The sequence below is a fragment of the Amycolatopsis sp. GM8 genome (genome assembly GCF_021653975.1).
GTDB lineage: Bacteria > Actinomycetota > Actinomycetes > Mycobacteriales > Pseudonocardiaceae > Amycolatopsis_E.
The window spans coordinates 1,124,395-1,140,288 of sequence record NZ_JAJKFK010000002.1; the positions used below are offsets into that span (position 1 = coordinate 1,124,395).

At 69.8% G+C, this 15,894-nt stretch carries 17 protein-coding genes and 1 tRNA gene; 9 read left to right on the forward strand and 9 right to left on the reverse strand.

Features of this window, described 5'->3' with window-relative positions:
* Complete coding sequence (locus LOZ83_RS12975; protein WP_236790701.1) at window positions 1-1,830, reverse strand: prolyl oligopeptidase family serine peptidase; 1,830 nt, start codon at window positions 1,828-1,830, stop codon at window positions 1-3.
* A gap of 38 nt (window positions 1,831-1,868) precedes the next feature.
* Between LOZ83_RS12975 and LOZ83_RS12980 the strand changes: the two genes are divergently transcribed.
* Window positions 1,869-2,627 (forward strand): methyltransferase domain-containing protein, encoded by a 759-nt coding sequence (locus tag LOZ83_RS12980; protein WP_236790702.1) that lies wholly within the window; start codon window positions 1,869-1,871, stop codon window positions 2,625-2,627.
* A 443-nt stretch (window positions 2,628-3,070) separates the two neighbouring features.
* Here LOZ83_RS12980 and LOZ83_RS12985 read toward each other — a convergent pair.
* The 4 genes from LOZ83_RS12985 to LOZ83_RS13000 all read right to left on the reverse strand — a co-directional run bounded on the left by LOZ83_RS12985 (window position 3,071) and on the right by LOZ83_RS13000 (window position 6,612).
* Window positions 3,071-3,144, reverse strand: a tRNA-Pro gene (locus LOZ83_RS12985).
* 29 nt (window positions 3,145-3,173) lie between these two features.
* On the reverse strand, window positions 3,174-4,142 hold the full coding sequence (locus tag LOZ83_RS12990; RefSeq protein WP_236790703.1) for a metallophosphoesterase: 969 nt from the start codon (window positions 4,140-4,142) through the stop codon (window positions 3,174-3,176).
* A complete protein-coding gene (locus LOZ83_RS12995; RefSeq protein WP_236790704.1) occupies window positions 4,126-4,347 on the reverse strand; it encodes a hypothetical protein in 222 nt (73 codons plus the stop codon). Before LOZ83_RS12995 ends, LOZ83_RS12990 begins: the two co-directional genes overlap by 17 nt.
* A 102-nt stretch (window positions 4,348-4,449) precedes the next feature.
* Window positions 4,450-6,612, reverse strand: coding sequence for a transglycosylase domain-containing protein (locus tag LOZ83_RS13000; RefSeq protein WP_236790705.1), 2,163 nt, complete (start codon window positions 6,610-6,612; stop codon window positions 4,450-4,452).
* Window positions 6,613-6,815: 203 nt separating this feature from the next.
* On the opposite strand from LOZ83_RS13000, the gene LOZ83_RS13005 reads away from it, so the two are divergent.
* The gene (locus tag LOZ83_RS13005) at window positions 6,816-7,109 is read left to right on the forward strand and encodes a WhiB family transcriptional regulator (RefSeq protein WP_236790706.1); all 294 of its coding nucleotides are present in this window, start codon (window positions 6,816-6,818) and stop codon (window positions 7,107-7,109) included.
* Here LOZ83_RS13005 and LOZ83_RS13010 read toward each other — a convergent pair.
* Together LOZ83_RS13010 and LOZ83_RS13015 are read right to left on the reverse strand one after the other, a co-directional pair.
* The gene (locus tag LOZ83_RS13010; protein ID WP_236790707.1) at window positions 7,106-8,224 is read right to left on the reverse strand and encodes an ArsA family ATPase; all 1,119 of its coding nucleotides are present in this window, start codon (window positions 8,222-8,224) and stop codon (window positions 7,106-7,108) included. The two genes, LOZ83_RS13005 and LOZ83_RS13010, sit on opposite strands and share 4 nt — an antisense overlap.
* The gene (locus LOZ83_RS13015) at window positions 8,224-9,228 is read right to left on the reverse strand and encodes an ArsA-related P-loop ATPase (RefSeq protein WP_236790708.1); all 1,005 of its coding nucleotides are present in this window, start codon (window positions 9,226-9,228) and stop codon (window positions 8,224-8,226) included. The genes LOZ83_RS13010 and LOZ83_RS13015 overlap by 1 nt, the downstream gene beginning before the upstream one ends.
* 110 nt (window positions 9,229-9,338) lie before the next feature.
* On the opposite strand from LOZ83_RS13015, the gene LOZ83_RS13020 reads away from it, so the two are divergent.
* From LOZ83_RS13020 to LOZ83_RS13045, 6 genes are read left to right on the forward strand one after another with little or no spacing between them, the layout of a single operon-like run.
* Window positions 9,339-9,500: a DUF4177 domain-containing protein gene (locus LOZ83_RS13020; protein ID WP_167110427.1), complete on the forward strand. Its 162-nt coding sequence runs from the start codon at window positions 9,339-9,341 to the stop codon at window positions 9,498-9,500.
* The gene (locus LOZ83_RS13025; RefSeq protein ID WP_236790709.1) at window positions 9,497-9,949 is read left to right on the forward strand and encodes a RidA family protein; all 453 of its coding nucleotides are present in this window, start codon (window positions 9,497-9,499) and stop codon (window positions 9,947-9,949) included. Before LOZ83_RS13020 ends, LOZ83_RS13025 begins: the two co-directional genes overlap by 4 nt.
* A gap of 1 nt (window position 9,950) precedes the next feature.
* Window positions 9,951-10,571 (forward strand): hypothetical protein, encoded by a 621-nt coding sequence (locus LOZ83_RS13030; protein WP_236790710.1) that lies wholly within the window; start codon window positions 9,951-9,953, stop codon window positions 10,569-10,571.
* A 36-nt stretch (window positions 10,572-10,607) separates the two neighbouring features.
* Window positions 10,608-11,741, forward strand: a complete 1,134-nt coding sequence (locus LOZ83_RS13035; RefSeq protein WP_236790797.1) for a hypothetical protein — start codon at window positions 10,608-10,610, stop codon at window positions 11,739-11,741.
* A 54-nt stretch (window positions 11,742-11,795) separates the two neighbouring features.
* A complete protein-coding gene (locus LOZ83_RS13040) occupies window positions 11,796-12,566 on the forward strand; it encodes an NUDIX hydrolase (RefSeq protein WP_236790798.1) in 771 nt (256 codons plus the stop codon).
* Complete coding sequence (locus LOZ83_RS13045) at window positions 12,563-13,354, forward strand: MBL fold metallo-hydrolase (RefSeq protein WP_236790711.1); 792 nt, start codon at window positions 12,563-12,565, stop codon at window positions 13,352-13,354. The genes LOZ83_RS13040 and LOZ83_RS13045 overlap by 4 nt, the downstream gene beginning before the upstream one ends.
* 21 nt (window positions 13,355-13,375) lie before the next feature.
* Here the strand turns inward: LOZ83_RS13045 and LOZ83_RS13050 are convergent, their stop codons facing one another.
* Both LOZ83_RS13050 and LOZ83_RS13055 read right to left on the reverse strand, forming a co-directional pair.
* Window positions 13,376-13,930, reverse strand: coding sequence for a hypothetical protein (locus LOZ83_RS13050; RefSeq protein ID WP_236790712.1), 555 nt, complete (start codon window positions 13,928-13,930; stop codon window positions 13,376-13,378).
* The gene (locus LOZ83_RS13055) at window positions 13,927-14,241 is read right to left on the reverse strand and encodes a hypothetical protein (RefSeq protein WP_236790713.1); all 315 of its coding nucleotides are present in this window, start codon (window positions 14,239-14,241) and stop codon (window positions 13,927-13,929) included. Before LOZ83_RS13055 ends, LOZ83_RS13050 begins: the two co-directional genes overlap by 4 nt.
* A 426-nt stretch (window positions 14,242-14,667) precedes the next feature.
* Between LOZ83_RS13055 and LOZ83_RS13060 the strand changes: the two genes are divergently transcribed.
* Entirely contained in the window at window positions 14,668-15,888 is a 1,221-nt protein-coding gene (locus LOZ83_RS13060) for a helix-turn-helix domain-containing protein (protein ID WP_236790714.1), read from the forward strand.
* The last annotated feature ends 6 nt before the right edge of the window (window positions 15,889-15,894 follow it).

Sequence of the window (15,894 nt, forward strand, 5' to 3'; positions counted from 1 at the left end):
TCAGATCAGGTCGAGAGCGCGCACCGCGAAGCTGATCTCGGCCGCGGTCTGCTTGATGGTCTCCGCGATCACGAGCGAGCCGTGCCCGGCGTCGTACCGGTAGAACTCGTACGGCACCTCCCGCGCGGCCAGCCGGTCGAGGTAGTTCTCGATCTGGCGGATCGGGCAGCGCGGGTCGTTGTCGCCGGCCAGGACCAGCACCGGCGCGCGCACGTCATCGACGTACGTGATCGGCGAGCATTCCTTGTACACGTCGGGTTTCGTCTCGGGCGAGCCGCCGAACAGGGCGCGGTCGAAGGAGCGCAGTTGCTCCATCTCGTCCTCGTAGGCCGCGACGTAGTCGGCCACCGGCACGCTCGCGATGGCGGCCGCCCACCGGGCCGGCTGGGTGCCGACCGCGAGCAGGGTGAGGTAGCCGCCCCAGGAAGCGCCGGACACCACGCACTTCGCCGGGTCGGAGAGTCCACTTTGGACGGCCCAGTCGTGTACCGCTGCGACGTCCTCCAGTTCCGTCAGGCCGGGGCGGCCCTCGATCGCGTCGCGCCAGGCCGAGCCGTACCCGGTTGAGCCCCGGTAGTTGACCTCGACCACCGCGAACCCGGCGTCCAGCCACACCGCCCGGTACGCCGAGAACCGGTCCTCGTCGGCCGCGTGCGGGCCGCCGTGCAGCGTGAACACCGTGGGGATCGGGCCTTCGGGCATGTCGAGCGGGCGCGAGACCAGCGCGTGCACGCGTCCGCCAGGGCCCTCGACGAACGCGTCGGTCACCGGCGCCGAGCCGGGGGCCGGGTCGCCGGGCGGCGTCAGCAGGACCGAGTCGGCGCCATCGGCGGCGCGGGCACGGATCACGGTCGGCTGCGCGGCGTTCGACCACGAGTACTCGACGGTGCCGTCCGGCCGGACGCTCGCGCCGCCGATCCGGCCCTTAGGCGTGTCCAAAGAGGACAGCTCGCCGGTGCCGAGGTCGTAGCGGTACAACGAGCTTCGGCCCTCGTGGAAATGCACGACCAGCAGTGCGTCGGCCTTCGGGTACCAGCCGGCGGCGACCTCGCCGGGCAGGTCGAGCGTCAGTTCGGTCTCGGTGTCGCGCTCGACGTCCCACACCAGCAGCTCCTCGCGGCCGCGGCGCTCGTGCAGCACGAGTAACCGCGGGTCACCGGCGACCGGGGAGAAGTCCAGCGGGGTCAGCCCCTTGCCCTCGCCATCCCACTTCTCGGCCACCGTCGCGAAGCCGTCGGTGGCGAGCACCCGGACCGCGGGGTGACGTGAGTCACCGTGCTCGGAATGTGAGATCGCGAGCAGGCGCTCGTCGCGGGACAGCGCCGCGATGCCCGCGTCGTCCTTGCTCGCGTAGAAGCGCTCGGTCTTACCGTCGGCCTGCACGAACAGTTCGCTGCCGTCGTCGGTCGAGACGCCGACCGCGGTCAACCGCTGCCCGATCTCGAGGCCCGCGGAGTAGCCGTCGTGCACGTCGGGGACCGCCCGCTCGGCCTCGCCGCCGGTGAACGGCTCACGCACCCAGGAGCCGAACTCGTCGCCGTCGGTGTCGTTGAACCACCAGATCGACGTGCCGTCCGGCGACGTCGTGGTGGCCATGGTGCCGTTGGGACGGTCGGTGACCTGGCGGCGCTCGCCGGTCACGCGGTCCCACGCGTAGACCTCCCAGACACCGCTGGCGTTGGAGACGTAGATGTTCTTCTCCGGCGCGTCGATGGCCCAGTCCGGCACGGACATGCGCGGCGCGTGGAAGCGGTCGCGCCAGCGGGCTTCGGCCGTGGCGTCGGCGAAGAGGCGTTCGGGGATGACGGCGGGCGGGTGCTGAGTGGTCACCCCTCGATCCTGCCAGGTACTGCCCGTACGGTGGGCGTGTGCTGGAGGGATACGCGCCCGGGTTCGCCGATGACGCGCTGTCGATGATGTCGGCACGGACCGCGAGCGACCGGGCGGGATTCGTGCTGCGGACGCTGAAACCGGGGATGCGGGTGCTGGACGCCGGGTGCGGCCAAGGCACGATCACGCGCGGTTTCGTGCCCGTCGTCGGTCCGCTGGGCCGGGTGCTCGGCGTGGATGCCGAGCCGCGGCAGTTTCCTGCTGAAACCTCAGTGTCCACTGTGGACTTTGTCGCCGGGTCGGTGTACGAGTTGCCGGTCCGGTCGGAAAGCATCGACCTGGTGTACGCGCATGCGCTGTTCGAGCACCTGAGCCGCCCGGCGGACGCGTTGCTGGAGCTTCGGCGCGTTCTGCGTCCGGGGGGCGTGCTCGCTCTGTCCACTTCGGACTGGAGTCGGGCGCGGTTGCAGCCACGGACGGTGAATGTGGTTGCCGCGCTTCGGGGGCATTACCTGTTGCGGCGGCGTGCGGGTGGGGATCCCTTTGCCGGCAAGCATCTTGCGGGCTTGGTGGAGCAGGCCGGGTTCCGGGAGGTGCGTTCGCACGCCCGGTTCCGGTCGGACATGGCGTACCGGGATTTGGCGCGGTATGTCGAGTCGCGGCTGGACGCGGCTCTGTCGGCGTCCTCGGTGGATCGCGATCAGTTGGCTTCCGCTGCTCGGTCGGCTTGGGCGTGGGTGAACGGTGGGGATGGGTCTTTTCAGCAGTGCTGGGTTGAGGTTTCGGGGGTGAAGTGATGCTTTGGGTGTTTTAGGGGGTTGCGTTGGGTGGGGTGCCCCTTCTCGCTCAAGTGTCTTACGGTGAGCCGGCCGCCTCAAGGGCGCCTTCGGCGTCGCTTCGCGATGACCGCTGGCGCGATCACCCTTGACCCGACCGTCTCACCGCAAGGGATCGCGGGGAGAAGGGAAGCCCCCGGACTGGACCCCACCCTGGCCGTTAGACCACCCGTCTCGCGTTCCGTTGTCCGATGGTGACCCAACCCCCCCACCGGCACCGAGGTAGGTGACCCGACCACCTCGCCGGCACCGGCGTGGGTGAGCTGGCCACTTCACTGGCCCCGTGGTGGGGGGTGCAGGGGGGCGAAGCCCTCCCTGCCGGGGTTTGGGGGTTCGACCCCCAATGTAATAACGAAAGATCCCTGCCCGCGCACTCCGCGGGCAGGGATCTCCCAGATCTTGCGTCGGGGTGGCGGGATTTGAACCCACGACCTCCTCGACCCGAACGAGGCACGCTACCAAGCTGCGCCACACCCCGAGGTACTGCTTAACGGGCCGTGGTGAAGTCTAGCGGACGGTGGTGGTGGCTTTGCGGCGGGTCTCCTCTGCGGTCGTCTCGTCTGTTCCGCCGCGGGGGACGAGGGTCAGGAGGCTCGCTTCGGGCGGGCAGGCGAAGCGTGCCGGTGCGTAGGGCGAGGTGCCCAGGCCGGCTGAGACGTGTAGCCACATGTGGGCGCCCCAGCGGGAGGCGCCGCGGGCGCGGGAGCGGTCGAGTTCGCAGTTGGTGACGAGGGCGCCGATGCCGGGGATGCGGAGTTGACCGCCGTGGGTGTGGCCGGCCATGACCAGGTCGTAGCCGTCGGCGGCGAACGGGTCGAGGACGCGTGGTTCGGGTGAGTGGGTGACGCCGACGCGCAGCACGGCGTTGTGGTCGGCGGGGCCGGCGATCTCGCGGTAGCGGTCGCGGCGCAGGTGCGGGTCGTCGACTCCGGCGGCGAACACCTGTTGCCCGGCTACCTGGAGACTCTGCCGGGCGTGGGTGAGGTCGTGCCAGCCGTGCTCGATGAACGCGGCGCGCAGGTCGTCCCACGGCAGGTGTTTGCCGTGGATGCGCTTCTTCTTGCCGCGCGGCATCAGGTACCGGGCGGGGTTCTTGGGTTTGGGTGCGTAGTAGTCGTTGCTGCCGAACACGAACACGCCGGGCCGTTCGAGCAGGCTCCCCAGCGCCCGCAGCACGTACGGCACGGCGTGCGGGTGCGCGAGGTTGTCGCCGGTGTTGACGACGAGGTCCGGCTCGAGCTCGGCGAGCGCGGCGACCCAGCGCTGCTTGGACTTCTGGCCGGGCAGCATGTGCAGATCGGAGATGTGCAACACCCGCACAGGTTTCGACCCGGGCGAGAGCACGGGCAGTTCGGCCTTGCGCAACGTCCAGCGCTGCCGCTCGATGCCCACCGCATACCCGAGCGTCGCCGCGCCCAGCGCTACCGTCCCGGCGGCCAACCGCGCCGCGGTCCTCTTGTCACCCTCGGTACCCACGTTTTCGAGGATACGGCTCGGTGTTCGGCCGCGTTCGCTGCCGGGCGTCTACAAGGGCCGCTACGACGATCAGCCCGCGCACGAGGGCGACCACCGCTCCCGGCGCCAGGACGAACGCCGGGAACTGCCAGCGCAGATCCCAGCGCACGGTCGCCAGGATGACGAGGACCACGGTCGCGATCACCTGCATCCCGAGCAGCGCCACGCGCAATGTGTAGGGCCGCCACGGGATGAACGCCACCCCCGCCCAGACCAGCGTGATGGGCAGGAAGACGAACAGCAGCAGACTGATGATGTGCAGGCCCCCTCAGTGTTCGTACGCCGGGTCCGACGGGGGCAGCGGGAGCACGGGTTGCCCGTTCAAGATCTGCGTCATCGCGCCGAACCAGGTGCGGGCGGGGGTCTTGCCGCCGAACATGTTGCCGTTTGAGTTGCCTTGGGTCGCGCTGACTCTGCCGGGCCCGCCGTCGATGAGGCCGCCAACCGGGTAGTCGGGGCGGAATACCATGGCCGCCCCGGCGAGCTGGGGCACGGCCGCGACGAAGGTCGCCGATCCGCTGACGTCCGTGGTGCCGGTCTTGCCGATCATCGGCCGGTTCCAGCCGGCCGCCGACGCGGCGGCCGCCGACGTGCCCTCGGTGTCATCCTTGCTCATGCCGACGGCCATGGAGTTCGCCAGGCCTTCCGGCACGGCCTGCTCGCAGGCTACTTCCTTGACCTTCACCGGTTTTCCGTTGCGGTCGGTCACACCGCCGATCGGCGTCGGCGGGCACCAGACGCCGCCGCTCATGATCGTCGCCGCCACGTTGGCCAGTTCGAGGCCGTTCGTCGGACTCACGCCAAGGGTGAACGCGCCCAGACCGGCCTGCGCCACCCCACCGGGGCCGAAGAACCGCTGCTGCGACATTTTGTAGGCGACATTGGCGTTGTTCGGGTCGACCGGGCCACCATTCGCCGCGTTCGAGGCCATCGTGTTGCGCATACCCAGCCGCCGCGCCATGTCGGTCACGGCACCCATCCCGGCCTGTTCCTCCAGGATGACGAACCCCGTGTTCGGCGACGTCGCGAGCGCCTGCTGCAGTGACATCGACGGCCCGTAGACACCCTCGCCATAGTTCTGCAGGCAGTATGCCCATGTGCCGCGCCCGACCTGCGGGCAGCCGGGTTTCTGGCCGCTGGTGAAGACAGTCGACGCATACGACTGTGGCGTTTGGATGGTCGCGTAGATCCCGGTCTTGTGCTGCTCCAGCGCCGCCATCGTGGTGAAGATCTTGTAGCTCGAGCCCGCACCGGTCACATTGGACACATCCGAGGGGAGCGCGTACGTGGTCTGGCCCTTGCTCGCATCCGTGCCGTAGTCCCGGTTCGCGGCGAGCGCGATCACCTCGTGCCGGTCCTTTCCGGGACGCACCAACGACAACGTGTTCGCCACGTTCTTCTGCGTCTTGCTGACCTGCTGCTCCGCCGACATCTTGGCCTGGTGGTTCGCGTTCTGGTCCATTGTGGTGCGAATGGTGTATCCGCCGGTGTACAGGTCGTCCTTCGTCATGCCGTTGGTGAGCAGGTAGTCCTGCACGTACTGGCAGAAGAACCCGTTCTCCGGCCCGGCGCCGGTGCAGTTCGCGGCCGGTTTGGCCGGCCCGTCCGGGACGACGCCCAGCGGCTCCGTCTTGAACTTCGCCGCATCCTCGGGCGCGAGCTTCCGGTTCTCCACCATGCGGTCCAGCACCAGGTTGCGGCGCTCGGTCGCACGCTCGGGGTGGCTCCACGGGTCGTAGAACGGCGGGTTGTTCACCATGCCGGCCAGCAAGGCGGCCTGCGGCACGGTGAGCTTGTCCGAGCTGGTGTTGAAATAGGTCTGCGCGGCCGCGCCGACCCCGTAGACCTTCCGGGAGAACTCGACCACGTTCAGGTAGCTGGTAAGGATCTGGTCCTTGTCCATTTTGGTCTCGAGCTGGATCGCGACCCGCGCTTCCTTGAGCTTGCGGGCGACCGACTGCTCCTGCGCCTTGCGCTGCCCGGCCTCATCACCGCGATAGATGACGTTGATCAGGTAGTTCTTGACATACTGCTGGGTGAGCGTCGAAGCACCCTGCGTGTCGCCGCCGGTGCTGTTGCTGAGCGCGGCGCGGATCGTGCCCTTCCAGTCCACCCCGTGGTGGTCGTAGAACCGCTTGTCCTCGACCGAAACCAGCGCCCACTTCATCGCGTCGTTGATCTGCGACGACGCGGTCGGGATCCGGTACTGGTCGTACAGCGTGGCGATGGGGTGCCCGGCCGAATCGGTGATCGTGGTGACCAGCGGTGGCGGCACGTTGGCCAGCTCCGCGGACATGCTGTCGACCGTTTCGCTGGCCTTGTTCGAGGCGACCCCGACGCCGCCGACGATCGGGAACAGCATCCCCGCGACGAGAACCCCCCCGAGCAGGCACAGACCGAGCAGTTTGAACAGGCCTTCCGTCTTCCGCACGGGGCCAGCGTAGTGGGACGACTCGTGAGCTCGCCGACAAGCGGGACGAATACCATGTCGTCTGCTCCGATGCGACGTGTTCCGGTAACGAAATGTCCGCGGGATCTTGGCGCGGGAACCGATTCGCTCTACAGTCCGTCAACGTCTCACGTAGGGCGCCAGGGGAGCGCCGGGCACGTGAGCCGAGTTAGGAGCTGGGGGCAATGGAATCCACTGAGCGGAGCTGGCGAACGGACGCACTGTGCCGCGACACCGACCCGGACGAGCTGTTCGTCCGGGGGGCGGACCAGAACCGGGCCAAGATCGTGTGCATGGGCTGCCCCGTGCGCACCGAGTGCCTGGCCGAGGCGTTGGACAGCCGGATCAGCTTCGGCATCTGGGGCGGGATGACCGAACGTGAGCGGCGTGCCCTGCTACGCCGGCGGCCGGACGTGACGTCCTGGGCCGAACTGCTGGAGTCGGCGAAACGGGACTTCGCCGGGGCCGCGGTGAGCTAGGCGTCCGACGAGGAAGCGAGCCGGTCTCCGATGTCGCGGAGGCCGGCCACGTCGTGCACGTCGCTGGGCAGCGCCGGCACGCGCACGATCGGCACCTCCGGGTGCGCCCTGGTGAACCGCGCGAGCAGCCGCTCCTCGCGTTCCGCCAGCGTGACCCGGTCGGCGTGCAGCCGCAACACCGCGGTGGCCAGCGGTGCGTTCGGCTCGGCGCGCTCCGCCGCGGTGAGTGCCGCTGTCGCCGAAAGGCCGGCCAGCACGGGATGGGTGCGGTTCGCGACCAGCCCGGACAGCGGCATCGACTCGGACGAGAGCCGGTCGACGAAGTAGCTGGCCTCGCGCAGCGCGTCCGGCTCCGGCGACGCGACGACGAGGAACGCGGTGCCCTTCGAGCGCAGCAGTTCGGCGGTCTTGCGCGCCCGCTCGCGGAACCCGCCGAACATCGTGTCGAACGCCTGCATGAACGCGGACGCGTCGGCGAGCAGCTGCCCGCCGATGATCGTCGAGACGGCCTTCGCGAACATCGTGAACCCGGCCGACACGACCTTGCGCAAGCCCCAGCCGCCGGCCTTCGCGGGCGCGGTGAGCAGCCGGATCATCCGCCCGTCGAGCGCGCTGGAGAGCCGTGTCGGCGCGTCCAGGAAGTCGAGCGCGGACCGGCTCGGCGGGGTGTCCACGACGATCAGGTCCCAGTCGCCGGTGGCCGCCAGCTGGCCCAGCTTCTCCATCGCCATGTACTCCTGCGTGCCGGAGAACGACGTGGAAATGGTCTGGTAGAAGGGATTCGCAAGCAGCTGTTCGGCCCGGTCCGGCCCGGCGTGCGCGCGCACCATGTCGTCGAAGGTGCGGCGCATGTCGAGCATCATGGCCCACAGCTCGCCCTTCGGATCGAAGCCCTCGACCTGAACTTGACGTGGATGGTTGCCCAGTTCGCGCAGCCCGAGCGCCTGCGCCAGCCGGCGCGCGGGGTCGATGGTGAGCACGACGGTCTGCCGCCCGCGCTCGGCCGCGCGCAGCGCGATCGCCGCGGCGGTGGTGGTCTTGCCGACCCCGCCCGAACCGCAGCACACGACCACCCGCGTCTCCGGATCGTCGATCAGCTTGTCCACGTCGAGCATCAGCGCACTCCCTGCTCGACGAGGATTTCCGCGATGTCGTAGAGCGCCGCGACATCGACCCCGTCCGGGAGATCGGGAATCTCCAGCGTCGGCAGGTCGGCCTCGGCGAGCTGTTCGCGGGCACGCTGCTCGGCGGCGATCCCGATGGCGTGCTCCACGGTCTCCGCGACCAGGGCGTCCACGGTCGCCTCCGACAGCTCCAGCCCGGCCGCGGCGAGCCCGGTCCGCACCCGGGACGCGTCCACCCGGCCGTCGGCCGCCGCGTTCAGCGACCGCGCCGGCAGCCGCGGCGGGCGCACCCGGTTGACGAACACCGCACCCGGGCGCAGGTCCGCGCCGTCCAGCTCGGCCACGGCCTCGACGGTCTCCCGCACGGGCATCTCCTCCAGCAGCGTGACCAGGTGCACCGCGGTCTCCCCGGAGTGCAGCAGCCGCACCACGCCGTCGGCCTGGCCGCGGATCGGGCCGGTGCGGGCGAGATCGGTCAGGGCCTTGGTGACGTCGAGGAACTTCACCACGCGGCCGGTCGGCGGCGCGTCGACCACGACGGCGTCGTAGGTGTGCCTGCCGTCGGACTCGGTGCGCCCGACGCATTCCTTGATCTTGCCCGTGAGCAGCACGTCCCGCAGGCCCGGCGCGAGGGTCGTGGCGAACTCGATCGCGCCCATCCGGCGCAGGGTCCGGCCGGCGAAGCCCAGGTTGTAGAACATCTCGAAGTACTCGAGCAGCGCGGCCTCGACGTCGATGTGCAGCGCGCGCAGCTCACCACCGCCGGGCGCGGACGCGACGCGCTGCTCCGCGTAGGGCAGCGGCTCGGTGTCGAACAGCTGGGCGAAGCCTTGCCGGCCCTCGACTTCGATCAGCAGCACGCGGCGGCCGCCGCGTGCCAGCGCGAGCCCCAGCGAAGCCGCGAGCGTCGTCTTGCCGGTGCCGCCCTTGCCGGACACGAAGTGCAGCCGGGCGCGCGCGAGCTCGTCGGTCCAGCCCGCCAGGGAAATGCTCACTCTCGCAGCGTAATTCACCCGGGACTCGACGGGTGGACCGTCGGTAACAGAACGTGAGACTTCTCGGGTGGGTCGGTCACGGCTTGATCGGGTGGCTAGTCTCGGGCCTCATGAGCGCCACGAAATGGGAGTACGCCACGGTTCCGCTGCTGATCCACGCGACCAAGCAGATCCTGGACCAGTGGGGTGAGGACGGCTGGGAGCTGGTCACGGTGCTGCCGAACCCCAGTGGCGAACAGCACGTCGCGTACCTCAAGCGGGTGAAGGCGTGAGCTGGCGTGCGCGCCTGACGGAGCTGGGCATCGACCTGCCCGGCGTCGCGGCCCCGGTCGCGGCGTACGTCCCGGCGGTGCGCAGCGGTTCGCAGGTCTTCACCTCCGGGCAGCTGCCGTTCGTCGAGGGCAAGCTCGCCGTGATCGGCAAGGTCGGCGGCGAGGTCAGCCCCGAGGAGGCCAAGGGACTCGCGCGCACGTGCGTGCTGAACGGGCTCGCCGCGGTGGACGCGCTGGTGGGGCTCGACTCGGTGGTGCGGGTGGTCAAGGTCGTCGGGTTCGTGGCGTCGGCCGAGGGGTTCACCGGCCAGCCCGCGGTGATCAACGGCGCGTCCGAGGTGCTGGGCGAAATCTTCGGTGAGGCGGGCGCGCACGCGCGTTCGGCGGTGGGGGTGGCCGAGCTGCCGCTCGGCTCGCCGGTCGAGGTCGAACTGATCGTGGAGGTCTGACATGGATCCGGACATCGAAGCCGCTTGTCACGAGCTGCTGCTGCGCCTGGCCGGCCGGATGCCGGACCAGCTGCTGTGGCGCTACCGCGACTGGCTGGGTGAGGGCGCGATGACGACACTCGCGCGGACCCTCCCCAGGACTTTGCTAAAGCACAATATTGACCTCGACCAGCCGGAGTATCGCCTGCTGGTCGCGGGGCTGGTGCCGCATGGCGCCGACTGGCACCAGGTCAGTTCCACGCTTGGGGTGGACGAGACCCCCGAGAACCGGTACACATTCACGGGGGGTGCACCCGATCGGGTGAACTCCGTAGACTCAGTGTCCGCGTTGGTTCACGCAACGTTGCGGGGCCGGCCGGACGTGGGTGAGGTGCGGCAGAGCTGGCGGCATCGCGACGGTGAGGACCGGAAGCGGGTGCTGTTGATCACCGCGCTGGCCGGCCTGCCGAGGCTGACCGGTGAGCTGCAGCGGGTCCTGCGAGTGCTGGGCGACGAAGAGCCCAGCGTCGAGGTCATGCCGCCGAGGTTCGATCTCCCCGCGTACCACCGGGCCGCGCTGGCGAGTTCCGAGCTGATCTGTACCGGAGCAGTGGACACCGGGCACCGCCTCGCCGCTGCGTAACGGCTCGCTCGCCACGGGCGAGCCGCTGGGAGGAGAATCGTGGAGGTCCACAGTGACGCCGCTGGGCTGGGAACCGACGGGTTCGCGGTTCCGCTGCGGCTGCACAACCTGCTGCTCGCGCTGGCCGGAAGGCTGGACGACAGCGCCCTTTCCGAAGCGCGGGAGCTGACGGCCCGGGCTCGTCTCGACGAGGCCGCCGAGCTGACCACGGGCGCGCTGATCGCCGGCAAGCTGCCGGTGCGCGAGTCCGAGCAGCACGAGCTGGGGCTGGTGCTGGAGCTGAGCCGTTCCGACGCGACGCTCGCCGACCACCTCACCGTCAACGACGCCGAAGCCGACAACGGCGTGCTGCACCACTTCACCGGTGACAACCAGCCCGAGCGCGGGATCGCGGACGCGCTGGACCGCACCCTGCAGGTGCTGCCGGACGTGCGTTCGGTGCACGCGGTGTGGCGCAACACGCCCGCCGGCAGCGTGCCCGGCCCGCTGCCGCAGCGTGTGGTGCTGGTCGAGATCGGCCCCGAGGGCAACCCGCCCGCGGCGGCCTATCGCGTCGACGCGGCGCTGCGCCGCGTCGGGATCCGGGCGGTCGTCGAGGTGTCCGGCCCGGGCGCCGAGCGGGCTCGCTACCACGACCGGGCGCACGACTCGGCCGTCGCGGTGTGGCTCGCCAGCGGCTCCTCGGCATCGAGCACACCGACCAGACCGGCACCCGCGAAGGCTTCGGCCGTCGCCCGCGAGAAGCCGGGCCGCCACGTCGCGTCCAGCTCCGCGGCTGAGGAACCTCCGCCGGCACCGCCGGTGATCCCGGAGCCGGCGAAGGGGCCCGGGCACAAGTTCGGTCCGCGCGAAGAGCCGCCGGAGGCGCGCGTCGAGGCCACCACGGACCTGTCGTCGGCCGAGGTCGCGCAGCTGCGCGCGGCGCTGGCCGAGGATCCGGAGAAGGGCAAGGCGATCGCGTCCGCGACCATCGGGTCCGGCACCGAGGTCGTCGAGATCCCGGAGCTCGACCTCAACGACCCGCAGCTGTCCGAGCGTGACCGCCAGCTCCTGCGTGAACTGCACGCTGAGCTGGCCGAGCGGGAGCGGGCGGAGGCCTCGAAGGTCCGGACCAACGGCGCGGGTGGCGAGGACAACCCGCGCTGGGTGGACGGGTTCTCCGGCGCCTGATGGCCGCGTAAGTTCCTTGGTGTGCGTCAACTGAGTTTCGAGCTGCCGGGCGGAATGCCGTTTTCGGACACGGAGCCCGCGCAGGCCACCGTGCCGCGGGATGCCGCGACCCTGATCCTGCTTCGCGACACCGACGAGGGCATCGAGGTCTTCCTGCAACGGCGGGTGGCCGCGATGGCCTTCGCGCCGGGGATGACGGTGTTTCCCGGCGGCGGGGTCGACCAGCGGGACGCGGACGCGTCGGTCCGCTGGGCCGGCCCGCCGGCGAGCGAGTGGGCGGACTGGTTCGGCGGTACCGAATCGGTGGCCAGGGCGCTGGTGTGCGCCGCCGTGCGGGAGACGTTCGAAGAGTCCGGCGTGCTGCTGGCCGGCACCGGGGACGGTGCGGTCGCCGACGCGGCGCGCTATGCCGAAGCGCGGCGGGCGCTCGAGTCGCGTGAGGTGTCACTCGCCGGTTTCCTCGCCGAAGCCGGGCTCACGCTCCGTGCCGACCTGCTGCGACCGTGGGCGCACTGGATCACCCCCGTCCAGGAGGAGCGCCGCTACGACACGCGGTTCTTCCTGGCCGTCCTGCCGCCGGGCCAGCACGCGGACGGCGCCACCACGGAGGCCGAGTCCTCCGGCTGGCAGCGGCCCGCGGACGCGCTCGCCGACGCGGAAGCCGGACGCAGCACGCTGATGCCGCCGACCTGGCACACGCTGACCGAGTTGGCAGGGTTCGGTACCACCGCGGACGCGCTCGCGGCGGAACGCAAAGTCGAGACGATCATTCCCCGGCTCATCCGCGAAGGTGACCGGATCCGTGTGCTCATGGGGGACGAATGACACATCCCGCGTACGGCGAGTTGCGGCAGGTTTCGCCGATCGCGTCGGTGTTGCTGGAGAACAACCCGTCGTCGATGACGCTCGAAGGCACGAACACGTGGGTGCTGCGGGCGCCGGGCGCGGCCGAAAGCGTCGTCGTCGACCCCGGTTATCACGACCTGGAGCATCTGCCGAAGCTCACCGAAACCGGGCCGGTCGCGCTGATTCTGCTGACGCACCACCATCCTGACCACAGCGAGGGCGCGCCGTGGCTGGCCGGACAGGTGGGCGCGCCGGTGCGCGCGTTCGACCCGGCGCTGTGCCAGGACGCCGAGTCCTTTATGGACGGCGAGCGATTTTCGGTGGCAGGGCTGGAGATCGAGGTGCTGCACACCCCCGGGCACACCGACGACTCGGTCTGCTTCAGGGTCGGCGAGCAGGTGCTGACCGGGGACACGATCCTCGGTCGCGGCACCACGGTGCTCGCCGATCTCGGGTCCTATCTGCGCTCGTTGCGGCGGCTGCTCGACCTGCCCGCCGGGCTGGGCGGGCTGCCCGGGCACGGACCGGAGCTGGCCGATCTCGGGACGACCGCGCAGGAGTACCTGGACCACCGCGAGGAGCGGCTGAACCAGGTGCGCGCGGCGCTCGAGCTGCTCGGCGCGGACGCCACCCCGCGCCAGATCGTCGAGCATGTCTACGCCGACGTGGACCGCGCGCTGTGGGCCCCGGCCGAGCACAGTGTGCGTGCTCAGCTCGGGTACCTGCGCGCGGCAGAACCAATCCGACCAAAAGAAGGCCCAAAGTGATCAACCGGAAGCCGACCTACGCTACGCGGATGGCCGTGACTGCTGGTCGGATTGGTTCCGATCGGCACAGCATGATCTGATCGTCAATGTCACCAGGTGCGCGTACTTCAGGTGCCGCGATACCAGGACGTCGGTGGCGAAGCACGCCGCGGCCAGCAGGCGTTGCCGGTCGCGGATGAGGTCGACGCCGACTCCGGCGGGGCAGAACAGCAGTACGGAAATCGTTCTGCCGCGCGGTTTCGTCCACAGGATCGCCGGGCGCCGGCCGTCCACCGAGCTCACCCGGGTCGCCCGGAACGCGGTGCGGAGCCGGTGTTGCACGATCACCGCCCGCACCCGGCGCCAGCTGAAACGCCGCGCCGCGGGCCAGTAATACAGCGCGCCGATGATGAGCGCCACGGTCACCAGCGACCAGATCAACCCGATCTCGCGGTCGAGTTCGAGCAGGCCCCACGGCACGAGGACGAGTGCCGCGATCTCGTAGCGCCAGTGGTAAAGCGCCACCAGCGGGTTGGCGCGTTTCGGCCGGGCCAGCGCGCGCGCCAGTTCGGCGAGTTGGTGTTCGGGTTGCTTCATGGCCGCACCTCCCAGCGAACGCGGTCCGGCGCGGATTCGCGCGGCTGCGGGATTGGAGGTGGTTCCGGCAGATCGTGGATCACGCCGATGCCGTCGCAGGCCGCGCAGCCTTCGCCTGCGCAGGCCGCACACGCGTGCACGAGGTCCCACCGGGGATCCCGGTAGACGCGGCCCGAGCCACGGCGGCGGACCTGCCAGCCGCGTGCCTTCGCCCGTGCGTCCTCGGCGTCGAACAACCAGTGGTCGAGGCGCTCGACCAGGCGGGCGAGCCAATCTGGTCGGTCGTGGATTTGGGGACTAATCTGGTCCATCGGGTGCCCTGCCAGTGCTCTCGCAAGCGATTCGGGAAGGCGCCTGGTCGCCGGTGGTGAAGCACCGGCGCACCTGGCGCATGAGCGGCTTCGTGCCGCTGGTGAGCCGGGGCGCGGGATGCGTCGTGCTGCCGCGTGCCAGCGCGATGACACGGCGCGTCCGCGCGTCCGGCGTCGCGAGCCGGATCAGCGCGCAAGGCTCCGGCGGGGAGCGTCCGCCGGCGGCAAGCCCCTTCCACCGAGCGCGGCGTAACACGCGGAGGCCGCGCCGGCGATCGAACCCCCAGGACTTGCGGTAGTGTGCGCCTCGTGACAACATCGTACCGCCCTACATTTGCCTACAAAAAGTAGGTTTCTGTTATGTCGACTCCGTATTCGGATCCTACATCGGCTAGCCGGAGGGCGGTAGCCGTTGGGCCGGACCCGGTGACGGTCGCGTACGTCGGACGCGAACTGAAGCGACTACGCCGTGAGGCTGGGGAGACCCAAGCGCGGACCGCGGAGATCGTGGGTGTCGCGAGGGCGAATCTGGCGCAGTGGGAGACCGGTAAGTACCTGCCGTCACCGCAGAACGCGAGACAGCTCGACAGCCACTTCAACGCGGCGAATGCCCTGGTAGAGCTGGTGGACGCGGCGCGGTCGCCCCGGGACGCGGAGCGCCCGGTGGGCATGCCCGTGATCGTCACCGAGGATTCGTTGGCCGGGGTGTTCCGCAAAGTGGGCCGGAGCCTGGTTGATCACCTGGCGACCGACGAGGACGGCGAACCGATCGGCTGGCAGCACCACCTGCAGGAGAACAGGTCCCCGACAGCGTTGAGCACGGCCTACGGCCTTGTTGCAATGGTCACCGTCGCCGAGCCCTACATTAACCTACATTCCATTGCCGCCAGGCTGCTCGCGATGCGGTCGCCGGATGGCACCTGGTCCGGCCGCGCCGGCTCGTCGCAACCGGAGATCACGGCGGCCGTCGTCGACGCTCTGTTCCGGGTCGGCACCTCCTTGCCACTCGACGATGCGTTGCTGCTCATGGAAAAATCATTGGGTCCAGATAGCGCGACACGCCCGTACCTGCTGTCGACCGCGCTCCACACCGTTGCGAGGCTTCGGCCGGATGGGCACTTGGCCGACCGACTCGTCGAAGATCTCCTCAACAGCCGCCTCGACTTCCGGGAAGGGAAGCTGTGGCCGGAGAAGAAGGAGCCCGGACTCGTGGCACCTGAGGCGTCCGTCGTCCACACCGCGCGCGCGGTGTGTGCGCTGAACGACTTCCGGCGCCACCGGGACGACAGGCCCGAAGTCACCGAAGCCGTCGAGGAAGCTGTCCAATGGCTCGTCGGGGTGCAACACCCTGACGACGGCGTCACCGAAGAACTGATCAGGCCGCGGCCGGATGGAAATGGGACAACCAGAGTGCCCATCCGCCATTTCACGGCCGCGTGGGTGATCCAGGCACTCGCCACCTCCCCCCGTTTCCCGCCGGCTCGAATGCACAAAGCGCTCGACATATTGTGGAAACGGTACGATCGTGAGCGCGGACTCTGGGCGTGGAGTAGTGGCGATCTGCCGATCTGGATGACTCTCGACGCGGTTTCCGCGCTCCGTGAGGCGTCTTTCGCGATGTCCTCGCTGGGCCCTCAGAGAGAATAAGGAACA

Bases quoted from the DNA above. Each gene is read 5' to 3' on its own strand.
- LOZ83_RS13020 (WP_167110427.1), top strand. From the start codon at position 9,339: ATGAGCGCCACGAAATGGGAGTACGCCACGGTTCCGCTGCTGATCCAC.
- LOZ83_RS13045 (WP_236790711.1), top strand. From the start codon at position 12,563: ATGACACATCCCGCGTACGGCGAGTTGCGGCAGGTTTCGCCGATCGCG.
- LOZ83_RS13030 (WP_236790710.1), top strand. From the start codon at position 9,951: ATGGATCCGGACATCGAAGCCGCTTGTCACGAGCTGCTGCTGCGCCTG.
- LOZ83_RS13010 (WP_236790707.1), bottom strand. From the start codon at position 8,224: ATGCTCGACGTGGACAAGCTGATCGACGATCCGGAGACGCGGGTGGTC.
- LOZ83_RS13005 (WP_236790706.1), top strand. From the start codon at position 6,816: ATGGAATCCACTGAGCGGAGCTGGCGAACGGACGCACTGTGCCGCGAC.
- LOZ83_RS13040 (WP_236790798.1), top strand. From the start codon at position 11,796: ATGCCGTTTTCGGACACGGAGCCCGCGCAGGCCACCGTGCCGCGGGAT.
- LOZ83_RS13050 (WP_236790712.1), bottom strand. From the start codon at position 13,930: ATGAAGCAACCCGAACACCAACTCGCCGAACTGGCGCGCGCGCTGGCC.
- LOZ83_RS13055 (WP_236790713.1), bottom strand. From the start codon at position 14,241: ATGGACCAGATTAGTCCCCAAATCCACGACCGACCAGATTGGCTCGCC.